This is a genomic window from Nocardia sp. NPDC049190, from assembly GCF_040648115.1.
In the GTDB taxonomy this organism is placed as follows: domain Bacteria; phylum Actinomycetota; class Actinomycetes; order Mycobacteriales; family Mycobacteriaceae; genus Nocardia.
Genome location: NZ_JBEZDE010000020.1, coordinates 70,636 through 92,629, shown reverse-complemented (window position 1 = coordinate 92,629; position 21,994 = coordinate 70,636). Strand labels below are relative to the sequence as shown.

The window sequence follows — 21,994 nt, the reverse complement described above, 5'->3', positions numbered from 1 at the left end:
TCCAGCAAGCCGAGCAGCACGTCCAGGTCGGAGCGCTGTGCGGGCGGCTCCTGGATGCCGACGGGACTGCTCAGGGAAGCACTCACTAATGGTCCTCCTCACCGATACGGTGCACGTGGATCAGGTTGGTGGAGCCGACGGTACCCGGCGGCGACCCGGCCACGATGACCACGAGGTCACCCTTCTGGTATCGCTCCATCGACAGAAGTGCTACATCGACCTGGTGGATCATCGCATCGGTGCTGTCCACGGTGGGCACGATGAAGGTCTCCGTGCCCCAGGTCAGGGCCAGCTGACTGCGCACATCCGGCAGCGGCGTGAACGCCAGCAGCGGTAGTGGAGTGTGCAACCGCGCCAAACGACGCACCGTGTCACCGGACTGGGTGAACGCTACCAGGGCTTTGGCGTTGAGGCGCTCCCCGATGTCGCGGGCGGCGTAGGAGATGACGCCGCGCTTGGTCCGCGGTACGTGGGTCAGCGGAGGAACCCTGGTGGACTCGGTCTCCACCGCGTGCACGATGCGCGCCATCGTGCGCACCGTCTCGATCGGATACTTGCCTACCGACGTCTCTCCCGACAGCATCACCGCGTCCGCGCCGTCGAGCACCGCGTTCGCCACGTCCGAGGCCTCGGCGCGGGTGGGGCGGGAGTTCTCGATCATCGACTCCAGCATCTGGGTCGCCACGATGACCGGCTTGGCATTCTCCCGAGCCATCTGGATGGCGCGCTTCTGTACGATCGGCACCTGCTCCAGCGGCAGCTCGACGCCCAGGTCGCCACGGGCGACCATGACCGCGTCGAAAGCCAGCACGATGGCCTCCAGGTTGTCGATCGCCTCCGGCTTCTCCAGCTTGCCGATCACCGGCACCCGGCGGCCCAGCCGGTCCATCACGTCGTGGACCAACTCGACGTCGGACGGGGACCGCACAAACGACAGCGCGATGAAATCGACGCCGAGCTTCAGCGCGAATTCCAGGTCCTCGATGTCCTTGTCCGACAGCGCCGGCACCGACACATCCATGCCGGGCAGCGAGACGCCCTTGTTGTTGGAGACCGGGCCGCCTTCGGTGACCCGGCAGACGACGTCGTTGCCGTCGACACGGATCACGGTCAGGCCGACCTTGCCGTCGTCGACCAGCAGACGGTCACCGGACTTGGCGTCGGCGGCCAGTTCCTTGTAGGTGGTGGACACCCGGTCGTGGGTCCCGTCGATATCGTCGACGGTGATGCGGACCTCTTCACCCGTCGCCCAGACGGTCTTGCCCTCCAGGAAGCGGCCCAGGCGAATCTTCGGCCCCTGGAGGTCGGCCAGAATGCCGACCGCCCTGCCGAGGTGGTCGGAGGCCTGCCGCACCTTTTTGTAGTTTTCAGCGTGATCCGCGTGTTCGCCGTGGCTGAAGTTCAGCCGAGCCACGTCCATGCCGCTCTCGACGAGTTCGCGGATACGGTCCTCGGTGGCAGTAGCCGGGCCGAGCGTGCACACAATCTTCGTCCGTCGCATCACGGGTAGAGCCTAGTCCCGCCCGGTGCCCGGGTCCTGCCCTGGCCGGGGTGAAACCTCGATGAAATCTATGTACCGGACGTTCCGCGGACGCCAGCAACCGGCACTCAACGCGCGACATGGCGGGCCAGGCGCGTTTCCAGCCGGGTCTGTCCGAATCCGAGGATCAGGCAGATCACCCAGTAGTACAGCGCCGCGACCCCGTAGAGCGCGAAGAAATCGAAGGTCGGCGCGGCCGCCAGCTGCGCGACCCGCAACAACTCGGTCACCAGGATGGTCGAGGCCAACGAGGTCTCTTTCACCAACGAGATGAGCGTGTTGGACAGCGGCGGCACCGCGATCCGCGATGCCTGCGGGAGGATGATCAACCGCATCATCATCGGATACGACATCCCGAGCGCCTTGGCCGCCTCCCATTGCCCGCGCGCGACGCTGAGAATGGCGGCACGCACCACCTCGGCGGCGTAGCCGCCGACATTGAGGCTGAACGCGATCACCGCGGCGGGGAATGGATCGATCACAATGTGGAACTGCGGCAACGCATAGAACACGATGAACAGCTGGACCAGCAGCGGCGTGCCACGAATGATCGAGATATAGAACCGGGCGGCCGCCGACAGCGGCCACACCGGCGACATCCTGGCGAGCGCGACGAACAGCGCGATCGCGACGCCGATGGCGAAGCTGATCGCCGTCAGCGGAATCGTCTTGGTGATGGTGGCCTGCAGCATCGGCCAGAGGTTGTGCCAGATGAGATCTCTGGTGGTGGGGTGCATCTCTGGGTCCGCTACTGGCTGACGTCGGTACCGAAATACTTCTCGGAGATCTTCGCCAGGGTGCCGTCGGCACGCAACTGGTCCAAGGCCTTGTCCACCTCGGTGACCACCGCGTCGCCCTTCCGAGCCACGAACGCCTGCCTGGTCACGGCTCCGGGCCTGCCCGCGATCTTCACGCTGGTGTCGCCGGTCTTCTTCGTGTATTCGGCGACGACGAGATTGTCGTTGACGGTGGCGTCGACGCGGCCGGCCTTGAGCAGCTGGATGGCCTGCACGAAGCCCTCCACGGCCTCGATCCTCGCGCCAGCTTCCGCGGAGACCGTGGTCCAGTTGCTGACGGCCACCTGCGCGCAGGTCTTGCCTTTGAGATCGGCGAGGGTGGAGATGGCGGTGTTGTCGGCGCGAGTGACGATCACGCCCGCCGAGGTGGTGTACGGCATGGACAGCGCGTACTTGGCCGCGCGCTCCTCGTTCACCGTCACCTGGTTGGCGACCAGGTCGAAACGCTTGGACTCCAGACCGGCGAAGATGGCTTCCCACGGCGTCTGCACGAACTCGACCTTCTTGCCGAGCCTGTCCCCGACCGCCTGGGCCACGTCGACGTCGTAACCGCTGAGTTTGCCGTCGGCGCCCTGAAAGGTGAAAGGTGCGTAGACTCCCTCGGTGCCGACCTTCAGTACGTTCGGGTCGCTGCCCGCGCAACCGGTGAGTCCGCCGGCGGCGACCACGGCGAGCATTGCGACAGCGAACAGCTTGCGGCGCATAGGGATTCCTATCTTCGGTGCGTGGAACTCCACACAAAGCAAATCCGGCTCATGCTACGCCCGAACCTGTGGGGCGGACAGGGTTCTCATCGGGCGTACAGAGTCGGCTCACGGCTGGCATCAGAAAGGGCGGGCCCATCGTGCGCCCGCCCTCCGGTTCGTCCCGCCGCCGCTGTGATCAATCGCGCAGCGGGAGCCCGTTGCTGTCGGGCACCTTCCCCACGAGGATCATGATGCCGTCGATCAGGCCCCAGATGCTGCCGAGACCGCAGGTCACGATGGTGACCAACAGCTGGGCGACGCCGAGGCCGTTGTAGCCGAGGTAGAACCGGCCGACGCCGAAACCACCGAGGAAGATCTGCAGCAGACCCGCGATCAACTTCTGCTTGTCCGACAGTGGCACACCGTAGGGATCGCGGCCCCATGGCGCTTCCGGGTCATTCGGGTTGTACCCCTGCGGACCACCGAAGTACGGCGCCGGCGGGTAGCCACCCGGCTGCTGACCGTAGGGGCCCGGCGGCTGACCGTATTGCGGCTGACCGTAGGGGCCGGGCGGCTGACCGTACTGCGGCTGGCCGTACGGGCCCGGCGCCGGGGTGTACTGCGGCTGGCCGTGGGCACCCGGCGAGGGGCTGTACTGCGGCGGGCCATCCGGGCCGGACGGCGGGGTGTACTGCGGCTGACTCGGCGTATCCTGCGGCTTGCTCAGATCCGGACCCGTACCGGGTGGGCCGTACTGCGGCCCACCTGCTCCTGGGTTCTGCTGGTAAGGGTCGGTCACTCATGTCCTCCTCATAATGCGGGCACCCTCTTCTCGGCCCCCGGTCTTGATGAACCGCCGAATTGCTGCTCGCGACGGATCATGAGTCATTGTTGCCGGGTCGACCGGTTTGTCGCCGCCGGCCAACCCGCCACGAAGGGTAATCGCGGCGTATCTCAGGTTCGTTGCCACAGCGAAATCTCGGCATCGGCGGTGGCGGGTCCGCGTGTCAGCTGGTTCCCACCGACGCGCGGCTCGCACCGCACGCGAGATCAGCCGTTGTCCGTATTCGCGTTGTCGGACTCCGCATGTCCGGACTTTTCTCGGTCGGACGCGCCTTTGCCGGACCCAGCCGCGTCGGACTCCGCCTTGCCTGCAACGGATTCGACGGACTTCTCGGAGTCGGTGACGTCGCCGGACTGGACCACCCCGGTGTCGGCGGATCCGCTCACCGTCGACGCGCCATCGGTCTGCTCGCTCGACTCGGCCGTGGCGGCCCCGGTCTCGGATTCGCTATCGTCCTCGACCGCGGCGGCACCCGCGTCGTCGTCCGATACGCCGGTGCCCGACGATGGCTCCTCCGGCGGTGCCGCGGCGCCCGCGGCCCCCAGCGCACCGATCTGCCATGGCCACGGGCGCGGGCCCGCGCTCGGCTGCAACTGCTCGGCGGTCTCGCGACCCTTCGTCGCGAAAACGAAGTAGGCGATGGCGGCCAGGAACACCACCGCGGAGGTGAAGGAATTGATCCGGATACCGGCGATCTTGGTCGCCTCGTCGTCACGCATCAGCTCGACGAAGAAGCGCCCGAAGCAGTAGCCGGCGACGTACAGCGCGAACAGCCGGCCGTGCCCGATCTGGAAGCGCTTGTCCACGAATACCAGAAGCGCGACTACGAGCAGGTTCCAGACCAGTTCGTAGAGGAAGGTGGGGTGCACGATCTTGTCGACGACGCCGGTCGAGACGCCGTTCATCAGGTCGAGTCGACCGTCGGCGTCGACCCGGCGGAAGATCTGCAGCCCCCACGGCAGGTCGGTTTCGCGGCCGTACAGCTCCTGGTTGAAGTAGTTGCCGAGCCTGCCGATGGCCTGGGCGAGCAGAATCGGCGGCGCGACCGCATCACCCAACGCGGGCAACGGGATTCGGTACATTCGGCAGCCGATCCACGCGCCGACGCCGCCGAGTAGCACCGCACCCCAGATGCCGAGCCCACCCTGATAGATCTTCAGCGCGTCGATCGGATGCCCGCTCGCGCCGAAGTACTTCTGCCAGTCGGTGGCCACGTGGTAGAGCCGGCCGCCGACAAGGCCGAACGGTACCGCGAACATCGCGACATCCAGGATCGCGCCGGGCTTCCCGCCGCGTTCACGCCAGCGCCGCTCGCCCCACCAGATCGCGACGATGATGCCGACGATGATGCAGAGGGCGTAGGCCCGCAACGGGAACGGCCCGAGATGCCAGACACCCTGCGAGGGGCTGGGGATGTAGGCCAGCACGGCGCCGCTTACGCTACCGTCGGCCAGGACACTGTCTGCCAGGACTCGTAAGGTCACGGGGCCACCGTAGCGGAGATCCGCGACCGCGCTGCGACCACCGCACCGCGGTTGCCGCGGCAACGCTCAGCACTGCGACACCGAGCGCGGCACGGGCGCGTTGATCGCTGGTGGCGGGAGCGACCACGGACGCCACTGCGAAGAGTACGACGAGGGTCGCGGCGGGAGCTTCTGCTGCTGCTCGAGGCACAACCGGTCATACGACGGCGACGGCGATATGGTTCATCGCCTCGCGTGTCGGCTACGGTGCGACGGTTGCCGAGCGCACGCCCTGGGCCAGTTCCGCGGTGAGCGCGCGGACCGCGTCCAGCCCCTCACCCACGGCGCTCACCAGTGCCGAGCCGACGATGACTCCATCCGCGTACGAGGCGATCTCGGCGGCTTGCGCCCCCGATCGCACGCCGAGCCCGACACCGATCGGGATGTCGGAGTGGGCGCGGATGCGCGCGCAGAGGGTGGGCGCGGCCGAGGATACCGCGTCGCGGGCACCGGTCACACCCATCGTCGAAGCCGCGTACACGAAGCCGCTGCTGGCTTCGAGCGTTTTCACCAGTCGTTCCTCCGTGGACGACGGCGCGACCAGGAAGATGCGGTCCAGATTGTGGGTGGCCGAGGCGACGAACCAGTCGTCGGCCTCCTCCGGGATCAGGTTCGGGGTGATGATTCCCGCGCCGCCCGCGGCAGCCAGATCCCGGGCGAATCGATCCACGCCGTACTGGAGCACCGGGTTCCAGTAGCTCATCACCACCGCTTTGCCTCCGGCGCCGGCGATGGCCTCGACCACGGAAAATACGTCACGTACCCGGACGCCACCGCGCAGCGCCTGCTCGGCGGCGGCCTGGATGGTCGGGCCGTCCATCACGGGGTCGGAGTAGGCGACGCCGACTTCGACGACGTCGCAACCGGATTCGACCATCGCCCGCACGACCTCGATCGAACCGGCCAGGTCGGGGAAGCCCGCGGGCAGATAGCCGATCAGCGCGGCACGTCCGTCGGCGCGGCAGGACGCGAAGGTGTCGGCCAGACGCGACTGCTGACTCACGATTCGGCCTTGCCCGCGCTCGGCGCCGTCGGCGTGGTTCGCTCGCTCACTGTGCTTCCTCCGGCTCGGTATCTTCGAACAGCCCGAACCATCGTGCTGCTGTGTCCATGTCCTTGTCGCCTCGGCCGGACAGGTTCACCAGGATGATCGCGCCGGGGCCGAGTTCCTTGCCGAGGCGCAGCGCGCCCGCCACCGCGTGCGCCGACTCGATCGCCGGGATGATGCCCTCGCTGCGGCTGAGCAACAACAGCGCGTCCATCGCCTCGTTGTCGGTGATCGGCCGGTACTCGGCGCGTCCGATGTCCTTGAGGTACGCGTGCTCGGGGCCGACACCCGGGTAGTCCAGGCCCGCCGAGATCGAGTGCGACTCGATGGTCTGGCCGTCCTCGTCCTGCAGCAGGTAGGAGTACGCGCCCTGGAACGCGCCCGGCGTGCCACCGGTGAAGGTGGCGGCGTGCCGCCCGGTGTCGACGCCGTCACCGGCAGCCTCGTAGCCGATCAGACGGACCTGAGGGTCGTCGAGGAAGGCGTGGAAGATACCGATGGCGTTGGAACCGCCGCCGACACAGGCGGTGACCGCGTCGGGCAGCCGCCCGGTCGATGCCAACACCTGGGCTCGGGCCTCCATGCCGACGATCCGCTGGAAATCACGCACCAGCATGGGGAATGGGTGCGGGCCCGCGGCGGTGCCGAAACAGTAATAGGTGTTGTCGGCATTGGTCACCCAGTCGCGCAATGCCTCGTTGATGGCGTCCTTGAGGGTCTGCGAGCCGGTGGTCACCGAGATCACCTCGGCGCCGAGCAGCCGCATGCGCGCGACATTCAGCGCCTGGCGTGCGGTGTCGACAGCGCCCATGTAGACGACGCAGTCCAAACCCAGCAACGCGCAGGCGGTCGCCGTGGCCACGCCGTGCTGGCCCGCACCGGTCTCGGCGATCACCCGGGTCTTGCGCATTCGCTTGGCGAGCAGGGCTTGCCCGAGCACATTGTTGATCTTGTGCGAACCGGTGTGGTTCAAGTCCTCACGCTTGAGCAGGATGCGTGCGCCACCCGCGTGCTCGGCAAGGCGTCGGCACTCGAACACCGGCGAGGGACGGCCGGTGTAGTCGCGCTGCAACCGGTCGAGTTCGTTGAGGAAGGAGTCGTCGAGGCGGGACTTCTCGTACTCGGCGGTGACCTCCTCGATCACCGCCATCAGCGCCTCGGGGACGTGCCTGCCGCCGTAGACGCCGAAGTGCCCGCCCGCATCCGGCTCATGGCCGCTGCGCTGGGCAACGCCCTCGCTCGCTCGGGGAAGGGTGGCCACAGCCTTCACCGGCCCCGCCGCGCCGGCTTCGGGCAAGACGGATGGGTGCCCGCGGTCACCAGCTCGGATACCGCCGCGCGCGGATCGCCGCTGGTCACCAAGCCCTCGCCGACGAGGACAGCGTCCGCGCCCGCGCCCGCGTAAGCCAGCAGGTCGGCGGTGCCGCGGATGCCGGACTCCGCGATCCGGATGACTTCGGTGGGCAACCCGGGCGCGATACGAGCGAACACGTCCCGGTCGACCTCGAGCGTCTTGAGGTTGCGGGCGTTCACGCCGATCACCGAGGCGCCGGCCTCGAGCGCGCGATCGGCCTCCTCCTCGGTGTGCACCTCGACCAGCGCGGTCATGCCCAGCGACTCGGTGCGGTCGATCAGCGCGGACAGCACATCCTGCTCCAGCGCCGCGACGATCAGCAGGATGACGTCCGCGCCGTGCGCACGCGCCTCGTGGATCTGATACGGGCCGACGACGAAGTCCTTGCGCAGGATCGGAATGTTCACCGTGGCGCGGACCGCGTCCAGATCATCGAGCGATCCATTGAAGCGGCGGCCTTCGGTGAGCACACTGATGATCCGGGCCCCGCCGTCCTCGTAGGCCTTGGCCAGGCTCGCCGGGTCCGGGATGTCCGCGAGATCACCCTTGGACGGACTGGCACGCTTGACCTCGGCGATCACGCCGATGCCGTCTTCGAGGAGCGCGGCGCGGGCGTCCAGCGGCGCGACCGCCGCCGCGGCGGCGGCCTTGACCGCCTGGAAGTCGAGAAGGGTTTCCCGAGCGGCCACATCCGCGCGGACCCCGTCGAGAATCGAGTCGAGTACCGTCATCTGGCTCGAATCCTTTCTGGGGAGACGGACTTGCTACCTGAGAATCCCCCCAGGCGCTGTCTCACCGATGCTGTCAAAGAATAAATGGACGTACCGGCCGCGTTTGCGCCGGGGTTTGTCTTGGACCACGCGGAAGGATCCGGCACAAGGTAATACCCGCCACAGCCGCCGCGCGAGGACCGCTCACCCGCCATATCGGCCTACCTCACCACGATCCGGATCGCCCGGCCGCGCGGACTCCTCGGTCGGATCGGTGCCCGCGTCCAGCGCGTCCCACAGCACACGCTCGGACAGCTGTGGTGACGGCTCGTCGCCCGCACCCGGCGCACGGCGCTGCCTGACCTGCGCGGTGGCCGCGGCGCGCCGGAACACCGGGTTGTCGTACTTGCCGGACAGCCGCGCCGCTTCGGCGGGCATGCGCGCCGACACCACGCCCGCCGCGAACGCGGCCACCGCACCGAGCAACGCGAGCACGGCCGGGAACGCCGACGTGGTCGCCGCACCGACCTGTGCCCTTGCCGGGAGTTCGGCGAGTTTCGCGGCCCGCGCCGCGATTGCTCCGGAGTCGGTCAGCAGCGCGAACGACGGCACCGCGGCCACCGCGGCGACCAAGGCGATGAGTACGCCGACCACCCGGCGCAACCACCCCTTGGTGGCCAGCACGGCCGCGATCGAGGCGAGCAGCACCAGCGCCAACGGAGTCAGCGCGCCGAACCACACGCCGCCGTTCAGGTGGTCGGTGCGCGGCTGGGTGAGGCCGTCGGAGGAGGTGACCGTCACCCAGGTCATCCGAGCCGAACCCCAGAGGGCGGCAGCGGACAGGGCGAGCAATACGACGGGACCGACCGGGTATTCACGGTGCGAGCGTCCGCCCGGGGCGGCTGTCGCCGCTCGGGAATCGTCCGCCGACGACAGGATGGCTGCCCGCCCGGCTTCGCCGATCGCCTCGGTCGCCCGAACCGGACCCGACTCGTCGGTGGATTCGGTCATCGAGATCCGCCGTTCGCCGCACGGGGTTGCGCGCCGTAGGCCCGAACCGTCTCGGCCGCCGCGATCGCTTTCAACACCGCCATCGCCTTGTTCCGCGATTCCACGTCTTCGTAGTCCGGGTCCGAATCAGCGACGATGCCCGCGCCGGCCTGGACGTAGGCCGTGCCGTCCTTAAGCAGCGCGGTGCGGATGGCGATCGCGGTATCCGCGTCGCCGGCGAAGTCCAGGTAGCCGACGACGCCGCCGTAGACACCGCGCCGAGTCGTTTCCAGCTCCTCGATCAGTTCCATCGCCCGCACCTTGGGCGCGCCGGACAGCGTGCCCGCCGGAAAGCAGGCCCGCACCGCGTCCAACGCGATCCGGCCGGGTGCCAGTTCGCCCGATACGGTCGACACCAGGTGCATCACGTGACTGTAGCGCTCGATGTGCCGATACTCGGTGACCCGCACGGTGCCCGGCCGGCATACCCGACCCAGATCGTTGCGGCCGAGATCGACCAGCATGAGATGCTCGGCGTTTTCCTTCTCGTCCGCGAGCAACCCCTTCTCCAGCAGCAGGTCGTCCTCCTCGGTGGCGCCGCGCCATCGGGTGCCCGCGATCGGATGGGTCGTCGCGACACCGTCTTTCACCGTCACCAGCGATTCCGGGCTGGAGCCGACGATGGAGAACGCGGTGCCGCCGTCACCATCCGGCACGTGCAACAGGTACATGTACGGACTCGGGTTCGACGCGCGCAACATCCGGTACAAATCCACCGGCGCGCCGTCGTAGTCCATCTCGAAGCGCTGCGACAGCACCACCTGGAACGCCTCGCCCGCCTCGATCTCCTTGACCAGGCGACGCACCCCGGCGCCGAACTCCTCGGTGGTCCGTCGGCGCCGGTACCGCGGCTCGGGCCGATCGAACACCGACACCGTGGAATCGGCGGGCGCGCCCAGCGCCGCCGTCATCCGGTCCAACCGGGCCACCGCGTCGTCGTAGGCCTCGTCGACCCGCTCGGCGGTGCCATTCCAGTTCACCGCGTTGGCGATCAGCGTGATGGCGCCCTCGTGGTGGTCGAAAGCGGCCAAATCGGTGGCCAGCAGCAGCACCATCTCCGGTAGGTGCAGGTCGTCCACCGCCAGGTTGGGCAACCGTTCTATCCGGCGCACCGCGTCGTAGCCGAGATATCCGACCATGCCGCCGGTCAGCGGCGGCAGTCCGGGCAGCCGCTCGGTCCGCAGCAGTTCCAGCGTCTCGCGCAACGCGAGCAGTGGATCGCCACCGGAGGGCGCGTCGACCGGAATGGCGCCGAGCCAGGCGGCCTCGCCGTCGACGACGGTCAGCGCCGACGGGCTGCCTGCCCCGATGAACGACCAGCGCGACCAGGACCGTCCGTTCTCCGCGGACTCGAACAGGAAGGTTCCGGCCCGGTCGTCGGCCAGCTTGCGGTAGGTCGACAGCGGGGTTTCGGAGTCCGCCAGTACCTTTCGGATCACCGGGACTACCCGGTGCTCCGCGGCCAGCTGATGGAACTGTTCGCGGGTCGTGGTGGTGGGAGTGGACGCGCCTGGCATGTCCTCATCATCCCAGGCCGGGTCGACACGCCGGCCAGCGGTGTCGGCGACCGCGACAGAACGGTTGGTACGCACGACAAATCAGAGAGTCGACCGACCGGTTCCTACGCGGCTGCATCACCTGTGTCCGCCGTCACTACACTCGCTGCGTTCCACGTCGCACGCGGTATCCACCCCCGAGAGGAAACTACTGATGTACCCCTCGCAACCGGCAGCGCCCGGGGGCACTCGGCACGTCCCGGGTCACGGCGTTCCGCCGACCCACGCTCGGCAGATGGCACGTCCGAATCCGACCGGCCATCAGCACGGCGCCGGTTCCATCAACGCCCTCGCGTCCTTCGTCACCTATGTCAAAGCACTCGAGTCCCTGGACAAGAACCGATTCCCGGACGAGTACGCCACGTATCGCGACCGCATCAAGCAACTGAAGCCGTTCCTGCGCGCGCACGGCATCCTCGACGTGATGGCGATCAAGAACCCCGAGGTGGCCGCACTCATCGGCGCATAGCCGCACTGCGGCGCTCGCGCCGCGCACCCCTCGGCTCGTGCCCGGCCACCGACGCCGGCGATCGCCTCGCAGGCGCCAGGTCGGCGGGCACGAGCAATAGGAATCGACACGATCCAGACCGGCGCGGCCCAGGCGAATACCGCACTGCGCACCTGCCCGGTAATGTCCCCCCTCATGCAGCCAGGACAGCTCGCACCCGACTTCGAGCTTCCCGATCAATCCGGCGCCACCCGCTCGCTCGACACACTGCTCGGGGACGGCGTAGTGGTCCTGTTCTTCTACCCAGCGGCCAATAGCCCGGTGTGCACGGCCGAAGCGTGTCACTTCCGCGACCTGGCGGCCGAATTCGCCGCCGTCGGCGCCACGTGCGTGGGCATCAGCACCGACCGGGTCGACACCCAGGCCGGGTTCGCCGACAAGCAGCGGCTCGGCTACCCACTGCTCTCCGATGCCGACGGCGCTGTCGCGGCGCAGGTCGGCGTCAAACGCGGACTGCTCGGCGCACTGGCGCCGGTGAAGCGGAAGACGTTCGTCATCGACACCGATCGTAGGATCCGCAAGATCATCAGCGGCGAACTGCGCGCCGCCGTGCACGCCGACGAAGCCTTGGAGTTCCTGCGCACCAGGTAGGGCGCCGTACGACTCGCCGCGTTCGCGAAGTCGGGGTCGCGCCGGTAACCCGGCTTACGCTGAGTTCATGACTTCGACCGAGGTTCAGCCGGGCGGACAGAAATCCACGGTGGCCGTCTGGCGCACGCGGATCATCGCTGGACTCGCAGTCCTCGCGGTCCTTGTCATCGCTTATTTCATCCTGTCCGCATTCATCCCGCGCTGGTGGGCGCAGCGGATTGCGGAGATGGTGGGCGGCAGCTTCGCCAAGGGCATCGGCTTGGGGCTGACCTACGGCGTATTGTGTACCGCCGTACCACTTTTCCTCCTGCTGTTCGCCGTGCTGGTCTGGCGCCGCAGAGCGGGCAGATTCTTGGCGGGCGCCGCTGCCGTCATCGCGATCCTTGTCGCGATCCCCAACCTGATGACCTTGACCATCGTGCTGGGCAACGGCAATGCCGCGCACGCGGGCGAGCGAATCCTGGACGTGGACGCCCCCGCGTTCCGGGGCGCCTCCCTGGTCGGCGCGATCGTGGCGATACTGGCCCTCGTGGCGGTCGTCGGCTTGATGATGCTGCGCAGGTGGCGGCGCACACACCCGAAGGAGTCGGCCGATCAGCCGGGTCCCACGGCGAGCCCGAACTCCGCCCACCCCGACGGCCTGTGAGCGAACTCACGTCCCTCGACATCTTTGTGACGACCCGAGCGAAGTCATGGCAAACTCGAAGATGCGAGTGACTGTGAACATACTTCTCAATAATCACTAGGCTTCCCACCAACGACGCGTCACTTGGCTTGAAAGAAGGCACCCAGTGACGAAGTGGCTCGACCCCGTCGAACAGCGAGCTTGGCGCGCAATCGTCGCGTTGATCACCCGCCTACCCGGAGCTCTGGACACCCAGCTGCAGCGTGATTCCGGAGTGACGCACTTCGAGTACTGGGTACTGACGCTGCTGTCCGAAGAACCGGGACACCGACTGCAGATGAGTGATCTTGCACACAAGGCAAACGCATCGCTATCGCGACTGTCCCATGTGGTGTCCAAGCTGGAGCGGATGGGCTGGGCGCAACGGTCGGCGACCGCCGGTCGACGCGGCGTCCAGGCCGTGCTCACCGACAGCGGCTACCGGAAAGTGGTCGAGGCCGCGCCGGGATACCTGGACACCATTCGACAGTTCGCGTTCGACGGCTTGGACGACGGACAGAAGGCCCAGCTGGCCGAACTCGGCGAACGGCTGGCCGAGCACCTCACCGACGCGCTGAGCCGATCCGAATCCGGCGGGCTCGCCGCGTCGACGCCAGCCGACGACCACACACCCGGCTCATAGGTCTGTTCCGGGCTGCGCGGCGAGCAGCACATCCGCGTCGAAGCATGTGTGCGTGCCGGTGTGGCAGGCAGCGCCCTGCTGATCGACGACGAGCAGGATCGTGTCGCCGTCACAGTCGAGCCGCACTTCGTGCACATGCTGAGTGTGACCGGAAGTCTCTCCTTTGACCCAGTACTGGCGCCGCGAGCGCGAGTAGTAGGTCGCCTTGCGCGTCTGCAGCGTCCGTGCCAGCGCTTCGTCGTCCATCCACGCGACCATCAAGACGTCACCGGTGGCGCGTTCCTGCGCGACGGCGGACACCAACCCGGCGTCGTTGCGTTTCAGGCGGGCCGCGATGGCGGGATCGAGACTCATGAGACCGTTATAACAGGCGCGCGATGCACCACCCGCCCAGAGGTTCTCGCGCAGATCGTGCGCGACCGCTGAAGCTCGCCGCTGCTACCGCACAATGATCTGCTCCGCCCGCATCGAATCCTTGACCTGACCGATGGTCAGGTCGCCGAAATGGAACACGCTGGCAGCGAGCACCGCATCGGCGCCGGCGTGCACGGCCGGAGCGAAGTCCTCGACCGCGCCTGCTCCCCCGCTGGCGATCACCGGCACCGTGACCGCCGCCCGGACCGCACCGATCATCGGCAGGTCGAAACCAGCTTTGGTGCCATCCGCGTCCATCGAGTTGAGCAGGATCTCACCGACACCGAGTTCGGCGCCGCGTACTGCCCATTCGACCGCGTCGATCCCGGTGCCGCGCTTGCCGCCGTGCGTGGTCACCTCCCAGCCGGAAGCAGTCTCCGGCCGACCGGCCGGCACGGTGCGCGCGTCCACCGACAGCACGATGCACTGCGAGCCGAATCGCTCGGACATTTCGCGCAATACCTCGGGTCGCGCGATCGCGGCGGTGTTCACCGATACCTTGTCGGCGCCCGCGCGCAGCAACCGGTCCACGTCATCGACGGTGCGCACACCGCCGCCGACGGTGAGCGGAATGAATATCTGCTCCGCGGTGCGGGTCACCACGTCGATCATGGTGCCGCGGTCGCCGGTGGAGGCGGTGACGTCGAGGAAGGTCAGCTCGTCGGCGCCCTGCGCGTCGTAGCGAGCCGCCAGCTCGACGGGATCACCCGCGTCGCGCAGGTTGTCGAACCGCACGCCCTTGACCACTCGGCCCGCGTCGACGTCCAGACACGGAATCACACGTACCGCCAACGTCATTGCCTCACCCTTCCGCCGTGGTCGTCGGGTCGGCGACCGTGCAGATCATGTCGAGCAGTTCTTCATGCACTCCGGGCGCCGCCGCGAGCACCGAACCGGAGGTGATGGTCCACGGCGCGCCCGCCAGGTCGGTGACCACGCCGCCCGCGGCGCGCACCAACGCGACACCGGCCGCGTTGTCCCACGGATGGTGCCCGAAGACGATCGCGCCGCCGAGCACGCCGGAGGCGGTGAACGCCAGGTCGATACCGGTGGAGCCGTGCATGCGCACTCGCGAGGACAGCCTGCTCAGCGGACCGAGCAGGTCGAAGCGGAACTGTCCGGGGATGCGGCCGTGCGAATCCACGTTGAAGGCACCGAAACCGATCATCGCCTCGGCCAGCTTGCCGCGGGGCAGCGGCGGCTGTGCCGCGCCGTTCACCAGCACCGGGCCTCCGGCCATGGCCGCGTAGCGGCGGCCCAGCAGCGGCAACCAGGTCAGGCCGAGCACCGGTTCGCCGTCGCGTACCAGCGCGAGCAGCATGCCCGAGAGCGGGTGTCCCGACGAGTAGTTGAACGTGCCGTCGATCGGGTCGAGCACCCAGGCGGTGCCCGAGCCGAGTTGCGGACCGCCGAACTCCTCGCCGTGCACCTCGATCCCGGTGCGTCGCTCCAGTTCACCGGATACGGTCCGCTCCAGCTCCAGGTCGAGCTCGGTAGCGAAATCGTTGCGCCCCTTGGTGACCGCGCTCGGCGCGCCGACCCCCTCGACGAACCGCGGGCTCACCGAATCCAAGATCTCGCTCGCCACGGCGAACAGTGTCGACAGATCGCGGCTCATCTCACCGCGGCCAGCGCCTCGGGCAGTGTGAACCGGCCCGCGTAGAGCGCCTTGCCGACGATCGAGCCCTCGACCCCCTCCGGCACCAACCCGGCGATCGCGACCAAGTCTTCGATGGTGGAGACGCCGCCGGAGGCGATCACGGGCGCGTCGGTGGCCCCGCAGACCTCGCGCAGCAAGTCCAGGTTGGGACCGGTGAGCGTGCCGTCTTTGGTCACGTCGGTGACGACGTAGCGCGAGCAGCCGTCCCGCTCGAGGCGTTCGAGCACCTCCCACAGGTCGCCGCCGTCACTGACCCAGCCACGACCGCGCAAGCGGTGTTCGCCGTCGATCACGCGCACATCCAGGCCGACGGCGATGCGCTCACCGTGGCGTGCGATCGCCGTGGCGCACCAGACCGGGTCCTCCAGCGCGGCGGTACCGAGGTTCACCCGGGCGCAGCCGGTGGCCAGTGCCGCCGCCAGGCTCGCGTCGTCGCGGATCCCGCCGGACAGTTCCACTTTGACGTCGAGTTCGCCCACGACGTCGGCGAGCAGTTCCCGATTCGAGCCGCGTCCGAAGGCCGCGTCCAGATCGACCAGATGCACCCACTCGGCGCCTGCTTCCTGCCAGGCCAGCGCCGCCTCTCGGGGCGAGCCGTAGCTGGTTTCGCTACCGGCCTCCCCTTGCACGAGGCGCACGGCCTCTCCATTGGCAACATCGACAGCCGGTAGCAGCACAAGACTCACGAGAGCAGCGTAGTGGTTGGCCACCTGCGTTCGAGCCTCGGGCTTGCGCTGATGGGACCTCGATCACCGGTCAGACGGCGCGCCGGCGTGGGTGTCCAGGATGCGGGTCAGCAATGTGACCAGCGTACGGCGATCCGTGCTGGAGAATCCGGCCAGCAACTCGTCCTGGGCGCCGGCCAGACGCGCATCCAGATCGTCGAGATGGCGGGTGCCGGCGGCGGTGAGAGCGACGACGTTGCGGCGGCGGTCGACCGGGTCGGGACGGCGGTCGACGAAACCACGGTCGGCGAGGTCGTTCACCGCGGCGACGATGTCGCTGCGGTCGATGTGGGTACGTCTGCCCAGATCGGCCTGGCTGGACGCACCGAACTCGCCCAGCGTGGCAAGCAGTGCGTAGTGGTGGCGGCGGGAGCCGGTGGACTCCAGCGCCCGCTCGGTCGCCCGATTCGCCACGAGCGCAACTTGGTTGACCAGCCGGGTCGGCAGCGCCCGCAGCCTGCTGGGGGCGTGCTCGTGTGCGATCTCCATTCCGGCCAATCTACCCGCTTGTTGGTGACACCCACCTCTGATATGTTGGGAACACCAACATTGGAAACCCCAATGTTTGGGTCGAAAGGCAGTACCGATGAACACGTTTCGCCGCGCCCTGTCGCTGTGGACCCTTCCGCTGGCCGTCCTCGGCACCGCATGCACCCCTGCCGGACAACACGACTCCGCCGGCGAGCTGCGCGAGGCGCTCGACCATCACCAGATCACCGCGCTGATCGACCGACTCGGTCGCGCCCTCGACGAGGGCCGCTTCGACGAACTCCGTGCGATCTACACCGCTGACGCGACCGCACAGACGCCCGGCGGCATTGCCGAGGGCCGCGACGCACTGATCACGCAGGCTCGCCGGAACCATTCCGCCGACCAGCGGATTCAGCACTTGATCAGCAATGTGATGGTCGACATCCGTGGCGATGCCGCGGACGTTCGGGCCAATCTCGTTGCCACCTTCGCTCCTGCGGCGCCGGCCGGGGCGATCGCAGCGCCGCAGTTCACCCTTGGCGAGATCTACCGTTTCGACGCGGTCCGCACCGCGCAGGGCTGGCGACTGTCCCGGGTGCAGACCACTCCACTCTGGTCCACCGGCACCCGGCCGTGACTCGCACGGCGAGCGTACGTGCGCGAGAGCAGTCGGCACGGCCACCGGCCGTCCCCATCGTCGACGGCCGACGGATACCGCACAGCTGAGGTACGACCACCGCGGATCGGGTGGCCCGGCCGGTAATGTCTCGGCTCGGCGATCACCCCCGGTCGCCATCTCCACCTCGCATTGAGGATGTGCATGTCACGATCGACTTTCTTTGCCACACTGATGATTTCGGCAGCCACCTGCGCCGCGGCACTCGCTACCGCACCCGCTGCTGTCGCGGCGCCGCCCGAAGAGGCACGCCTGGCCGGATGCGAATTCGGCACCGCGGCAGCGACATACGACTACGCGCGGTTCGATGACCACGCCCGCAGAATGCTCGAACTGAGCACCGGCGACTTCCGGACCGAGTTCCAGAACTTCCGGACCAATATCCAGACAAGCGCCGAGGCCGTGCACGCGCGGGCCGAGGCGAACTCGGCGGACTGCCGCATCGTCTCCGGCGACGACAACCGGGCCGAGGTGACCGTCGACGTGGTGCGGACGGTGACGAGCGACGAAACCGAAGGTCTGCCCGAGACGGGCCGCGTATCGATGACTGTCACCGTGGACAATGTGGACGGACGTTGGTTGGTCAGCAAGGTGCAGTCGCACTGAGGACGCCGGAATCCCGCGCGCCGGACGCGCGCGGGATCACCCGGGTTACAGCGATCGCACCCAGTTGCGCAGCAGGTGGGCGCCCGCGTCACCGGACTTCTCCGGGTGGAACTGCGTCGCCGACAACGCTCCGTTCTCCACCGCCGCGAGGAACGGCACACCGTGCTCGGCCCAGGTCAGCTTCGGCGGAGCGAAATGCTCACTGTGCGGTAGATCCCACGTCTGGGCCGCATAGGAGTGCACGAAGTAGAACCGGGTGTCGATATCGAGGCCCGCGAACAGGACGCTGTCGGCCGGGGCAGCGACGGTATTCCAACCCATATGCGGCAACACCGGAGCGGACAGGCGCTCGACGGTGCCCGGCCATTCGGCGCAGCCGTCGGTTTCCACACCGAACTCGACACCGCGCTCGAAGAGGATCTGCATTCCGACGCAGATACCGAGCACGGGACGACCACCGGCCAGCCGCTGGCCGATCATCCGCTCCCCCCGCACTGCCCGCAGCCCCGCCATACAGGCGGCGAAGGCGCCGACGCCGGGCACGACCAGACCATCGGCGCCCAGCGCGACCTGCGGGTCGGCGGTCACCTCGACCTGTGCGCCCGCACGGGCCAGCGCCCGTTCTGCCGAGTGCAGATTGCCGGAGCCGTAGTCGAGCAAGGCGACCGATTTCGGGCTCATCCCCGCACCTCGTCGACGCCGCGCGCCCACCCGACCGCACTGGTGGCCGCGTCGATGGTTCGCTCGTTCACAGCGTTCCCTTCGTCGACGGAACTCCGCTGACCCTCGCGTCCAGTTCCACCGCGGCGCGCAATGCCCGTGCGACCGCCTTGAATTCGGCCTCGGTGACATGGTGCTGGTCGCGGCCGTAGAGCACCCGCACATGCAGGGCGATGCGCGCGTTCAGTGCGATCGACTCGAACACGTGCCGGTTCAACACGGTGGAATACGGTGCGCCGGGACCGGACCCCGGAATTACGGCATGCAGCAGATGCTCCGGCTCGCCGGTGTGCACGCAGTACGGGCGACCGGACAGGTCGACCGCGGCGTGCGCCAACGTCTCGTCCATCGGGATGTACGCGTCACCGAACCGGCGGATGCCCGCCTTGTCGCCGAGCGCTTGCCCGAGGGCCTGACCGAATACGATCGCGGTGTCCTCCACCGTGTGGTGCGCCTCGATCTCGATGTCGCCCTCGGCGCGCACGGTCAGATCGAAGCCGGCGTGCGCGCCGAGCGCCGTCAGCATGTGATCGTAGAACGGGACGCCGGTGGAGATCTCGGTCCGGCCGGTGCCGTCCAGATCCAGTTCGACGACGATGCCGGATTCCTTGGTGACCCGCTCCACCCGGGCGGTCCTAGTCATGCTCACTCCCAATCACGTTGTCGCCGAAGGCGTACCGAAGCAAGGGTCATCGCGGCGCGAGGTCGGTGCCGACCAACGCGCCGCTGACCTTCAGCAGTTCATCGTTCTCGGCGGCCAGGCCGATGGTGGTCCGGAGGTAGCCGGGGATACCGACGTCACGGATCAACACGCCGCGGTCCAGATACCGCTGCCAGGTGCGGCCCGCGTCGGCGAAGCGGCCGAACAGCAGGAAGTTGGCGGTGCTGGGAATCACGTCGAACCCCATGTTCCGCAACGCCGCCGCGACCCGGTCGCGCTGCGTGGCCAGTTCGGCGACACTGCCGAGGGTCTCCTCGGCGTGTCGCAAGGCCGCGCGCGCGGCGGCCTGAGTGACCACCGACAGATGGTAGGGCAGCCGTACCAGCAGCATCGCGTCGATCACCGCAGGCGCGGCGACCAGGTAGCCGAGGCGCCCGCCCGCGAACGCGAACGCCTTGCTCATCGTTCTGGTCACGACGAGCTTGGTCGGGAACCGGTCGATCAGCCCGATGGCACTCGGCTGCGCCGAGAACTCGCCGTACGCCTCGTCGACCACCACGATGCCGGGTGCGGCCGCGAGGACGCGGGCCAAGTCCTCCTGCGGAATGCTGTGCCCGGTGGGGTTGTTCGGGCTGGTGACGAACACCACATCCGGGGATCGCTCGGCGATCACCGCCAGCGCGTAGTCGATATCGAGGGAGAAGTCGTCGTTGCGCAGGGCTTCGATCCACTCGGTGTCGATGCTCGTGGAGATGATCGGGTGCATCGAGTACGAGGGCACGAAACCCAGTGCACTGCGGCCGGTTCCCCCGAATGCCTGCAGCAGTTGCTGCAGGATCTCGTTGGATCCGTTTGCCGCCCAGACGTTGTCGGTGGTCACCGCGACGCCGGTCTGTCCGGTCAGGTACGCGGCCAGGTCGGAACGCAGACCCACCGCGTCCCGGTCCGGATAGCGATGCAGATCGGCGGCCGCGACGCGGATCGACTCGGCCACGTCGTCGATCAGCGCCGCGCTCGGCGGGTGCGGGTTCTCGTTCGTGTTGAGCTGCACGGGGACGGTCAATTGCGGTGCGCCATAGGGCTTCTTGCCGCGCAGACTGTCCCGCAGCGGTAGATCGTCCAGGCTCACGTTCGCGCCGGGCGCGCTCACCGCACGGGTCATGACAACGCCTCGAAACGCGCCTGCACGGCCTGACCATGCGCGGGCAGGTCCTCGGCGTTCGCCAGCGTGACCACGTGGCCGGCGACGTCCTTCAGCGCCGCCTCGGTGTATTCCACCACGTGAATGCCGCGCAGGAAGGTCTGCACGCTCAGGCCCGACGAGTGGCGTGCGCAGCCTGCCGTGGGCAGGACGTGGTTGGAGCCCGCGCAGTAGTCGCCGAGGCTGACCGGCGCGTACGCCCCGACGAACACCGCCCCCGCACTACGGACGCGGGCGGCGACCGCGGACGCGTCGGAGGTCTGGATCTCCAGGTGCTCGGCGGCGTAGGCGTTCACCACACGCAGACCCTGGTCGATGTCGTCGACGAGGACGGTCCCGGACTGCTTGCCATGCAGCGCCTCACTCACCCGGTGCGCGTGCTTGACCACGGTGAGCTGGGTATTGAGCGCCGCGTCCACCGCGTCGGCCAACTGCGGGCTGTCGGTGACCAGGACGCTGGCGGCCAGCACGTCGTGCTCGGCCTGGCTGATCAGATCGGCGGCGACGTGTGCCGGATCCGCCGTGGCATCGGCGAGGATCGCGATTTCGGTCGGGCCCGCTTCGGCGTCGATACCGACCAGGCCGCGGCACAGCCGCTTGGCCGCGGTGACGAAGATGTTGCCGGGGCCGGTGATCAGGTCGACCGGCTCCAGCGTGACGCCATCGGTGTCGAGGCCGCCATACGACAGCAGCGCGACGGCCTGGGCGCCCCCGACCGCCCACACCTCCTCGACGCCGAGCAGGTGCGCCGCGGCCAGAACGGTGGGGTGCGGCAGCCCGCCGAACTGCGCCTGCGGCGGCGAGGCCACCACCAGCGAGCCGACGCCCGCGGTCTGCGCGGGCACCACATTCATCACGACGCTGGACGGGTAGACGGCATTCCCGCCGGGCACATACAGGCCGACCCGCTCGACGGGCACCCACCGTTCGGTGACGGTACCGCCCGGCACCACCTCCGTGGTCTTGTCGGGGCGCCGCTGATCGGCGTGCACCGTGCGTGCCCTGGCGATGGACTCCTCCAGTGCCGCGCGGACCGAGGGATCCAGCTGGTCCAGCGCTGCTTCCAGCTCGGCGGCGGGCACCCGCACAGTCGCGGGGATCACGCCGTCGAAGCGTTCGCTGAACTCCAACGCCGCGGACACGCCGCGATCGCGGATCGCCTCGACCACCGGCCGCACCTGATGCAGCACCGAGTCGACGTCGACTCCCCCGCGCGGCAGCGCGGCGCGCAGCTCGGCAACGGAGGGAGTACGACCGCGCAGATCGACGCGGGCGAGCTCGATGCGGGTTGTCATGTGGATTCGATCCTTGTCTCCAGAAGATCCGCAACAGGAAAGTTGCCGCTA

At 68.3% G+C, this 21,994-nt stretch carries 24 protein-coding genes and 1 pseudogene; 6 read left to right on the top strand and 19 right to left on the bottom strand.

Features of this window, described 5'->3' with window-relative positions; all coding sequences use genetic code 11:
- Nucleotides 1-85 precede the first annotated feature (85 nt).
- From pyk to AB0B25_RS18790, 10 genes and pseudogenes are all read right to left on the bottom strand, one after another.
- Nucleotides 86-1,504 (bottom strand): pyruvate kinase, encoded by a 1,419-nt coding sequence (gene pyk, locus AB0B25_RS18835; RefSeq protein ID WP_357180823.1) that lies wholly within the window; start codon nucleotides 1,502-1,504, stop codon nucleotides 86-88.
- 104 nt (nucleotides 1,505-1,608) lie between these two features.
- A complete protein-coding gene (locus AB0B25_RS18830) occupies nucleotides 1,609-2,277 on the bottom strand; it encodes an amino acid ABC transporter permease (RefSeq protein ID WP_357180820.1) in 669 nt (222 codons plus the stop codon).
- An 11-nt stretch (nucleotides 2,278-2,288) separates the two neighbouring features.
- The gene (locus AB0B25_RS18825) at nucleotides 2,289-3,041 is read right to left on the bottom strand and encodes a transporter substrate-binding domain-containing protein (RefSeq protein ID WP_357180817.1); all 753 of its coding nucleotides are present in this window, start codon (nucleotides 3,039-3,041) and stop codon (nucleotides 2,289-2,291) included.
- A gap of 178 nt (nucleotides 3,042-3,219) precedes the next feature.
- Nucleotides 3,220-3,822 carry an NINE protein gene (locus AB0B25_RS18820; RefSeq protein WP_357180814.1) on the bottom strand — a complete coding sequence of 201 codons (603 nt, stop codon included), beginning with the start codon at nucleotides 3,820-3,822 and terminating at the stop codon, nucleotides 3,220-3,222.
- A 632-nt stretch (nucleotides 3,823-4,454) separates the two neighbouring features.
- A pseudogene (lgt, locus tag AB0B25_RS18815) lies at nucleotides 4,455-5,321 on the bottom strand (prolipoprotein diacylglyceryl transferase); the annotation flags it as partial.
- Between the two features lie 271 nt (nucleotides 5,322-5,592).
- Complete coding sequence (gene trpA / locus AB0B25_RS18810; RefSeq protein WP_357180811.1) at nucleotides 5,593-6,393, bottom strand: tryptophan synthase subunit alpha; 801 nt, start codon at nucleotides 6,391-6,393, stop codon at nucleotides 5,593-5,595.
- Nucleotides 6,394-6,439: 46 nt separating this feature from the next.
- Nucleotides 6,440-7,708, bottom strand: a complete 1,269-nt coding sequence (gene trpB, locus AB0B25_RS18805) for a tryptophan synthase subunit beta (RefSeq protein ID WP_357180912.1) — start codon at nucleotides 7,706-7,708, stop codon at nucleotides 6,440-6,442.
- A complete protein-coding gene (trpC, locus tag AB0B25_RS18800; RefSeq protein WP_357180809.1) occupies nucleotides 7,705-8,523 on the bottom strand; it encodes an indole-3-glycerol phosphate synthase TrpC in 819 nt (272 codons plus the stop codon). Before trpC ends, trpB begins: the two co-directional genes overlap by 4 nt.
- 183 nt (nucleotides 8,524-8,706) lie before the next feature.
- Nucleotides 8,707-9,513: a TIGR02234 family membrane protein gene (locus AB0B25_RS18795; RefSeq protein WP_357180806.1), complete on the bottom strand. Its 807-nt coding sequence runs from the start codon at nucleotides 9,511-9,513 to the stop codon at nucleotides 8,707-8,709.
- Nucleotides 9,510-11,069, bottom strand: a complete 1,560-nt coding sequence (locus AB0B25_RS18790; RefSeq protein WP_357180803.1) for an anthranilate synthase component I — start codon at nucleotides 11,067-11,069, stop codon at nucleotides 9,510-9,512. The genes AB0B25_RS18795 and AB0B25_RS18790 overlap by 4 nt, the downstream gene beginning before the upstream one ends.
- A 274-nt stretch (nucleotides 11,070-11,343) precedes the next feature.
- Here AB0B25_RS18790 and AB0B25_RS18785 point away from each other — a divergent pair, with 274 nt between their 5' ends.
- The 4 genes from AB0B25_RS18785 (at nucleotide 11,344) to AB0B25_RS18770 (ending at nucleotide 13,514) form a co-directional block, all read left to right on the top strand.
- Complete coding sequence (locus tag AB0B25_RS18785) at nucleotides 11,344-11,577, top strand: hypothetical protein (RefSeq protein WP_357180800.1); 234 nt, start codon at nucleotides 11,344-11,346, stop codon at nucleotides 11,575-11,577.
- Nucleotides 11,578-11,751: 174 nt separating this feature from the next.
- Nucleotides 11,752-12,207, top strand: a complete 456-nt coding sequence (locus AB0B25_RS18780; RefSeq protein WP_357180797.1) for a peroxiredoxin — start codon at nucleotides 11,752-11,754, stop codon at nucleotides 12,205-12,207.
- Nucleotides 12,208-12,274: 67 nt separating this feature from the next.
- On the top strand, nucleotides 12,275-12,853 hold the full coding sequence (locus AB0B25_RS18775; protein ID WP_357180794.1) for a permease: 579 nt from the start codon (nucleotides 12,275-12,277) through the stop codon (nucleotides 12,851-12,853).
- 145 nt (nucleotides 12,854-12,998) lie between these two features.
- Complete coding sequence (locus AB0B25_RS18770) at nucleotides 12,999-13,514, top strand: MarR family transcriptional regulator (protein WP_357180791.1); 516 nt, start codon at nucleotides 12,999-13,001, stop codon at nucleotides 13,512-13,514.
- Here AB0B25_RS18770 and hisI read toward each other — a convergent pair.
- The 5 genes from hisI to AB0B25_RS18745 form a co-directional block, all read right to left on the bottom strand.
- Nucleotides 13,509-13,868: a phosphoribosyl-AMP cyclohydrolase gene (gene hisI, locus AB0B25_RS18765; protein WP_357180788.1), complete on the bottom strand. Its 360-nt coding sequence runs from the start codon at nucleotides 13,866-13,868 to the stop codon at nucleotides 13,509-13,511. The two genes, AB0B25_RS18770 and hisI, sit on opposite strands and share 6 nt — an antisense overlap.
- Before the next feature lie 84 nt (nucleotides 13,869-13,952).
- On the bottom strand, nucleotides 13,953-14,726 hold the full coding sequence (gene hisF / locus AB0B25_RS18760; RefSeq protein WP_357180785.1) for an imidazole glycerol phosphate synthase subunit HisF: 774 nt from the start codon (nucleotides 14,724-14,726) through the stop codon (nucleotides 13,953-13,955).
- 4 nt (nucleotides 14,727-14,730) lie between these two features.
- Nucleotides 14,731-15,546, bottom strand: coding sequence for an inositol monophosphatase (locus AB0B25_RS18755; RefSeq protein ID WP_357180783.1), 816 nt, complete (start codon nucleotides 15,544-15,546; stop codon nucleotides 14,731-14,733).
- Nucleotides 15,543-16,274, bottom strand: a complete 732-nt coding sequence (priA, locus tag AB0B25_RS18750; protein WP_357180780.1) for a bifunctional 1-(5-phosphoribosyl)-5-((5-phosphoribosylamino)methylideneamino)imidazole-4-carboxamide isomerase/phosphoribosylanthranilate isomerase PriA — start codon at nucleotides 16,272-16,274, stop codon at nucleotides 15,543-15,545. Before priA ends, AB0B25_RS18755 begins: the two co-directional genes overlap by 4 nt.
- Nucleotides 16,275-16,337: 63 nt before the next feature.
- The gene (locus tag AB0B25_RS18745) at nucleotides 16,338-16,802 is read right to left on the bottom strand and encodes a MarR family winged helix-turn-helix transcriptional regulator (protein ID WP_357180777.1); all 465 of its coding nucleotides are present in this window, start codon (nucleotides 16,800-16,802) and stop codon (nucleotides 16,338-16,340) included.
- 97 nt (nucleotides 16,803-16,899) lie between these two features.
- Between AB0B25_RS18745 and AB0B25_RS18740 the strand changes: the two genes are divergently transcribed.
- Together AB0B25_RS18740 and AB0B25_RS18735 are read left to right on the top strand one after the other, a co-directional pair.
- Nucleotides 16,900-17,421 (top strand): nuclear transport factor 2 family protein, encoded by a 522-nt coding sequence (locus tag AB0B25_RS18740; RefSeq protein WP_357180775.1) that lies wholly within the window; start codon nucleotides 16,900-16,902, stop codon nucleotides 17,419-17,421.
- A 183-nt stretch (nucleotides 17,422-17,604) separates the two neighbouring features.
- Nucleotides 17,605-18,066, top strand: a complete 462-nt coding sequence (locus tag AB0B25_RS18735) for a hypothetical protein (RefSeq protein WP_357180772.1) — start codon at nucleotides 17,605-17,607, stop codon at nucleotides 18,064-18,066.
- A gap of 45 nt (nucleotides 18,067-18,111) precedes the next feature.
- Here AB0B25_RS18735 and hisH read toward each other — a convergent pair whose 3' ends face one another.
- The 4 genes from hisH to hisD all read right to left on the bottom strand — a co-directional run bounded on the left by hisH (nucleotide 18,112) and on the right by hisD (nucleotide 21,943).
- Nucleotides 18,112-18,747 carry an imidazole glycerol phosphate synthase subunit HisH gene (gene hisH / locus AB0B25_RS18730; protein WP_357180769.1) on the bottom strand — a complete coding sequence of 212 codons (636 nt, stop codon included), beginning with the start codon at nucleotides 18,745-18,747 and terminating at the stop codon, nucleotides 18,112-18,114.
- 67 nt (nucleotides 18,748-18,814) lie between these two features.
- Complete coding sequence (gene hisB / locus AB0B25_RS18725; protein WP_357180766.1) at nucleotides 18,815-19,429, bottom strand: imidazoleglycerol-phosphate dehydratase HisB; 615 nt, start codon at nucleotides 19,427-19,429, stop codon at nucleotides 18,815-18,817.
- A 46-nt stretch (nucleotides 19,430-19,475) separates the two neighbouring features.
- Nucleotides 19,476-20,609 carry a histidinol-phosphate transaminase gene (locus AB0B25_RS18720; protein WP_357180763.1) on the bottom strand — a complete coding sequence of 378 codons (1,134 nt, stop codon included), beginning with the start codon at nucleotides 20,607-20,609 and terminating at the stop codon, nucleotides 19,476-19,478.
- Nucleotides 20,606-21,943 carry a histidinol dehydrogenase gene (gene hisD / locus AB0B25_RS18715; protein WP_357180760.1) on the bottom strand — a complete coding sequence of 446 codons (1,338 nt, stop codon included), beginning with the start codon at nucleotides 21,941-21,943 and terminating at the stop codon, nucleotides 20,606-20,608. Before hisD ends, AB0B25_RS18720 begins: the two co-directional genes overlap by 4 nt.
- Between the last annotated feature and the right edge of the window lie 51 nt (nucleotides 21,944-21,994).

Bases quoted from the DNA above. Each gene is read 5' to 3' on its own strand.
- AB0B25_RS18785 (WP_357180800.1), top strand. From the start codon at position 11,344: ATGGCACGTCCGAATCCGACCGGCCATCAGCACGGCGCCGGTTCCATC.
- AB0B25_RS18740 (WP_357180775.1), top strand. From the start codon at position 16,900: ATGAACACGTTTCGCCGCGCCCTGTCGCTGTGGACCCTTCCGCTGGCC.
- AB0B25_RS18735 (WP_357180772.1), top strand. From the start codon at position 17,605: ATGTCACGATCGACTTTCTTTGCCACACTGATGATTTCGGCAGCCACC.
- AB0B25_RS18825 (WP_357180817.1), bottom strand. From the start codon at position 3,041: ATGCGCCGCAAGCTGTTCGCTGTCGCAATGCTCGCCGTGGTCGCCGCC.
- AB0B25_RS18830 (WP_357180820.1), bottom strand. From the start codon at position 2,277: ATGCACCCCACCACCAGAGATCTCATCTGGCACAACCTCTGGCCGATG.
- hisH (WP_357180769.1), bottom strand. From the start codon at position 18,747: ATGAGCCCGAAATCGGTCGCCTTGCTCGACTACGGCTCCGGCAATCTG.
- hisI (WP_357180788.1), bottom strand. From the start codon at position 13,868: ATGAGTCTCGATCCCGCCATCGCGGCCCGCCTGAAACGCAACGACGCC.
- AB0B25_RS18720 (WP_357180763.1), bottom strand. From the start codon at position 20,609: ATGACCCGTGCGGTGAGCGCGCCCGGCGCGAACGTGAGCCTGGACGAT.
- AB0B25_RS18775 (WP_357180794.1), top strand. From the start codon at position 12,275: ATGACTTCGACCGAGGTTCAGCCGGGCGGACAGAAATCCACGGTGGCC.
- AB0B25_RS18790 (WP_357180803.1), bottom strand. From the start codon at position 11,069: ATGCCAGGCGCGTCCACTCCCACCACCACGACCCGCGAACAGTTCCAT.
- hisB (WP_357180766.1), bottom strand. From the start codon at position 19,429: ATGACTAGGACCGCCCGGGTGGAGCGGGTCACCAAGGAATCCGGCATC.
- AB0B25_RS18795 (WP_357180806.1), bottom strand. From the start codon at position 9,513: ATGACCGAATCCACCGACGAGTCGGGTCCGGTTCGGGCGACCGAGGCG.
- trpC (WP_357180809.1), bottom strand. From the start codon at position 8,523: ATGACGGTACTCGACTCGATTCTCGACGGGGTCCGCGCGGATGTGGCC.
- hisF (WP_357180785.1), bottom strand. From the start codon at position 14,726: ATGACGTTGGCGGTACGTGTGATTCCGTGTCTGGACGTCGACGCGGGC.
- AB0B25_RS18780 (WP_357180797.1), top strand. From the start codon at position 11,752: ATGCAGCCAGGACAGCTCGCACCCGACTTCGAGCTTCCCGATCAATCC.
- AB0B25_RS18745 (WP_357180777.1), bottom strand. From the start codon at position 16,802: ATGGAGATCGCACACGAGCACGCCCCCAGCAGGCTGCGGGCGCTGCCG.
- AB0B25_RS18755 (WP_357180783.1), bottom strand. From the start codon at position 15,546: ATGAGCCGCGATCTGTCGACACTGTTCGCCGTGGCGAGCGAGATCTTG.
- hisD (WP_357180760.1), bottom strand. From the start codon at position 21,943: ATGACAACCCGCATCGAGCTCGCCCGCGTCGATCTGCGCGGTCGTACT.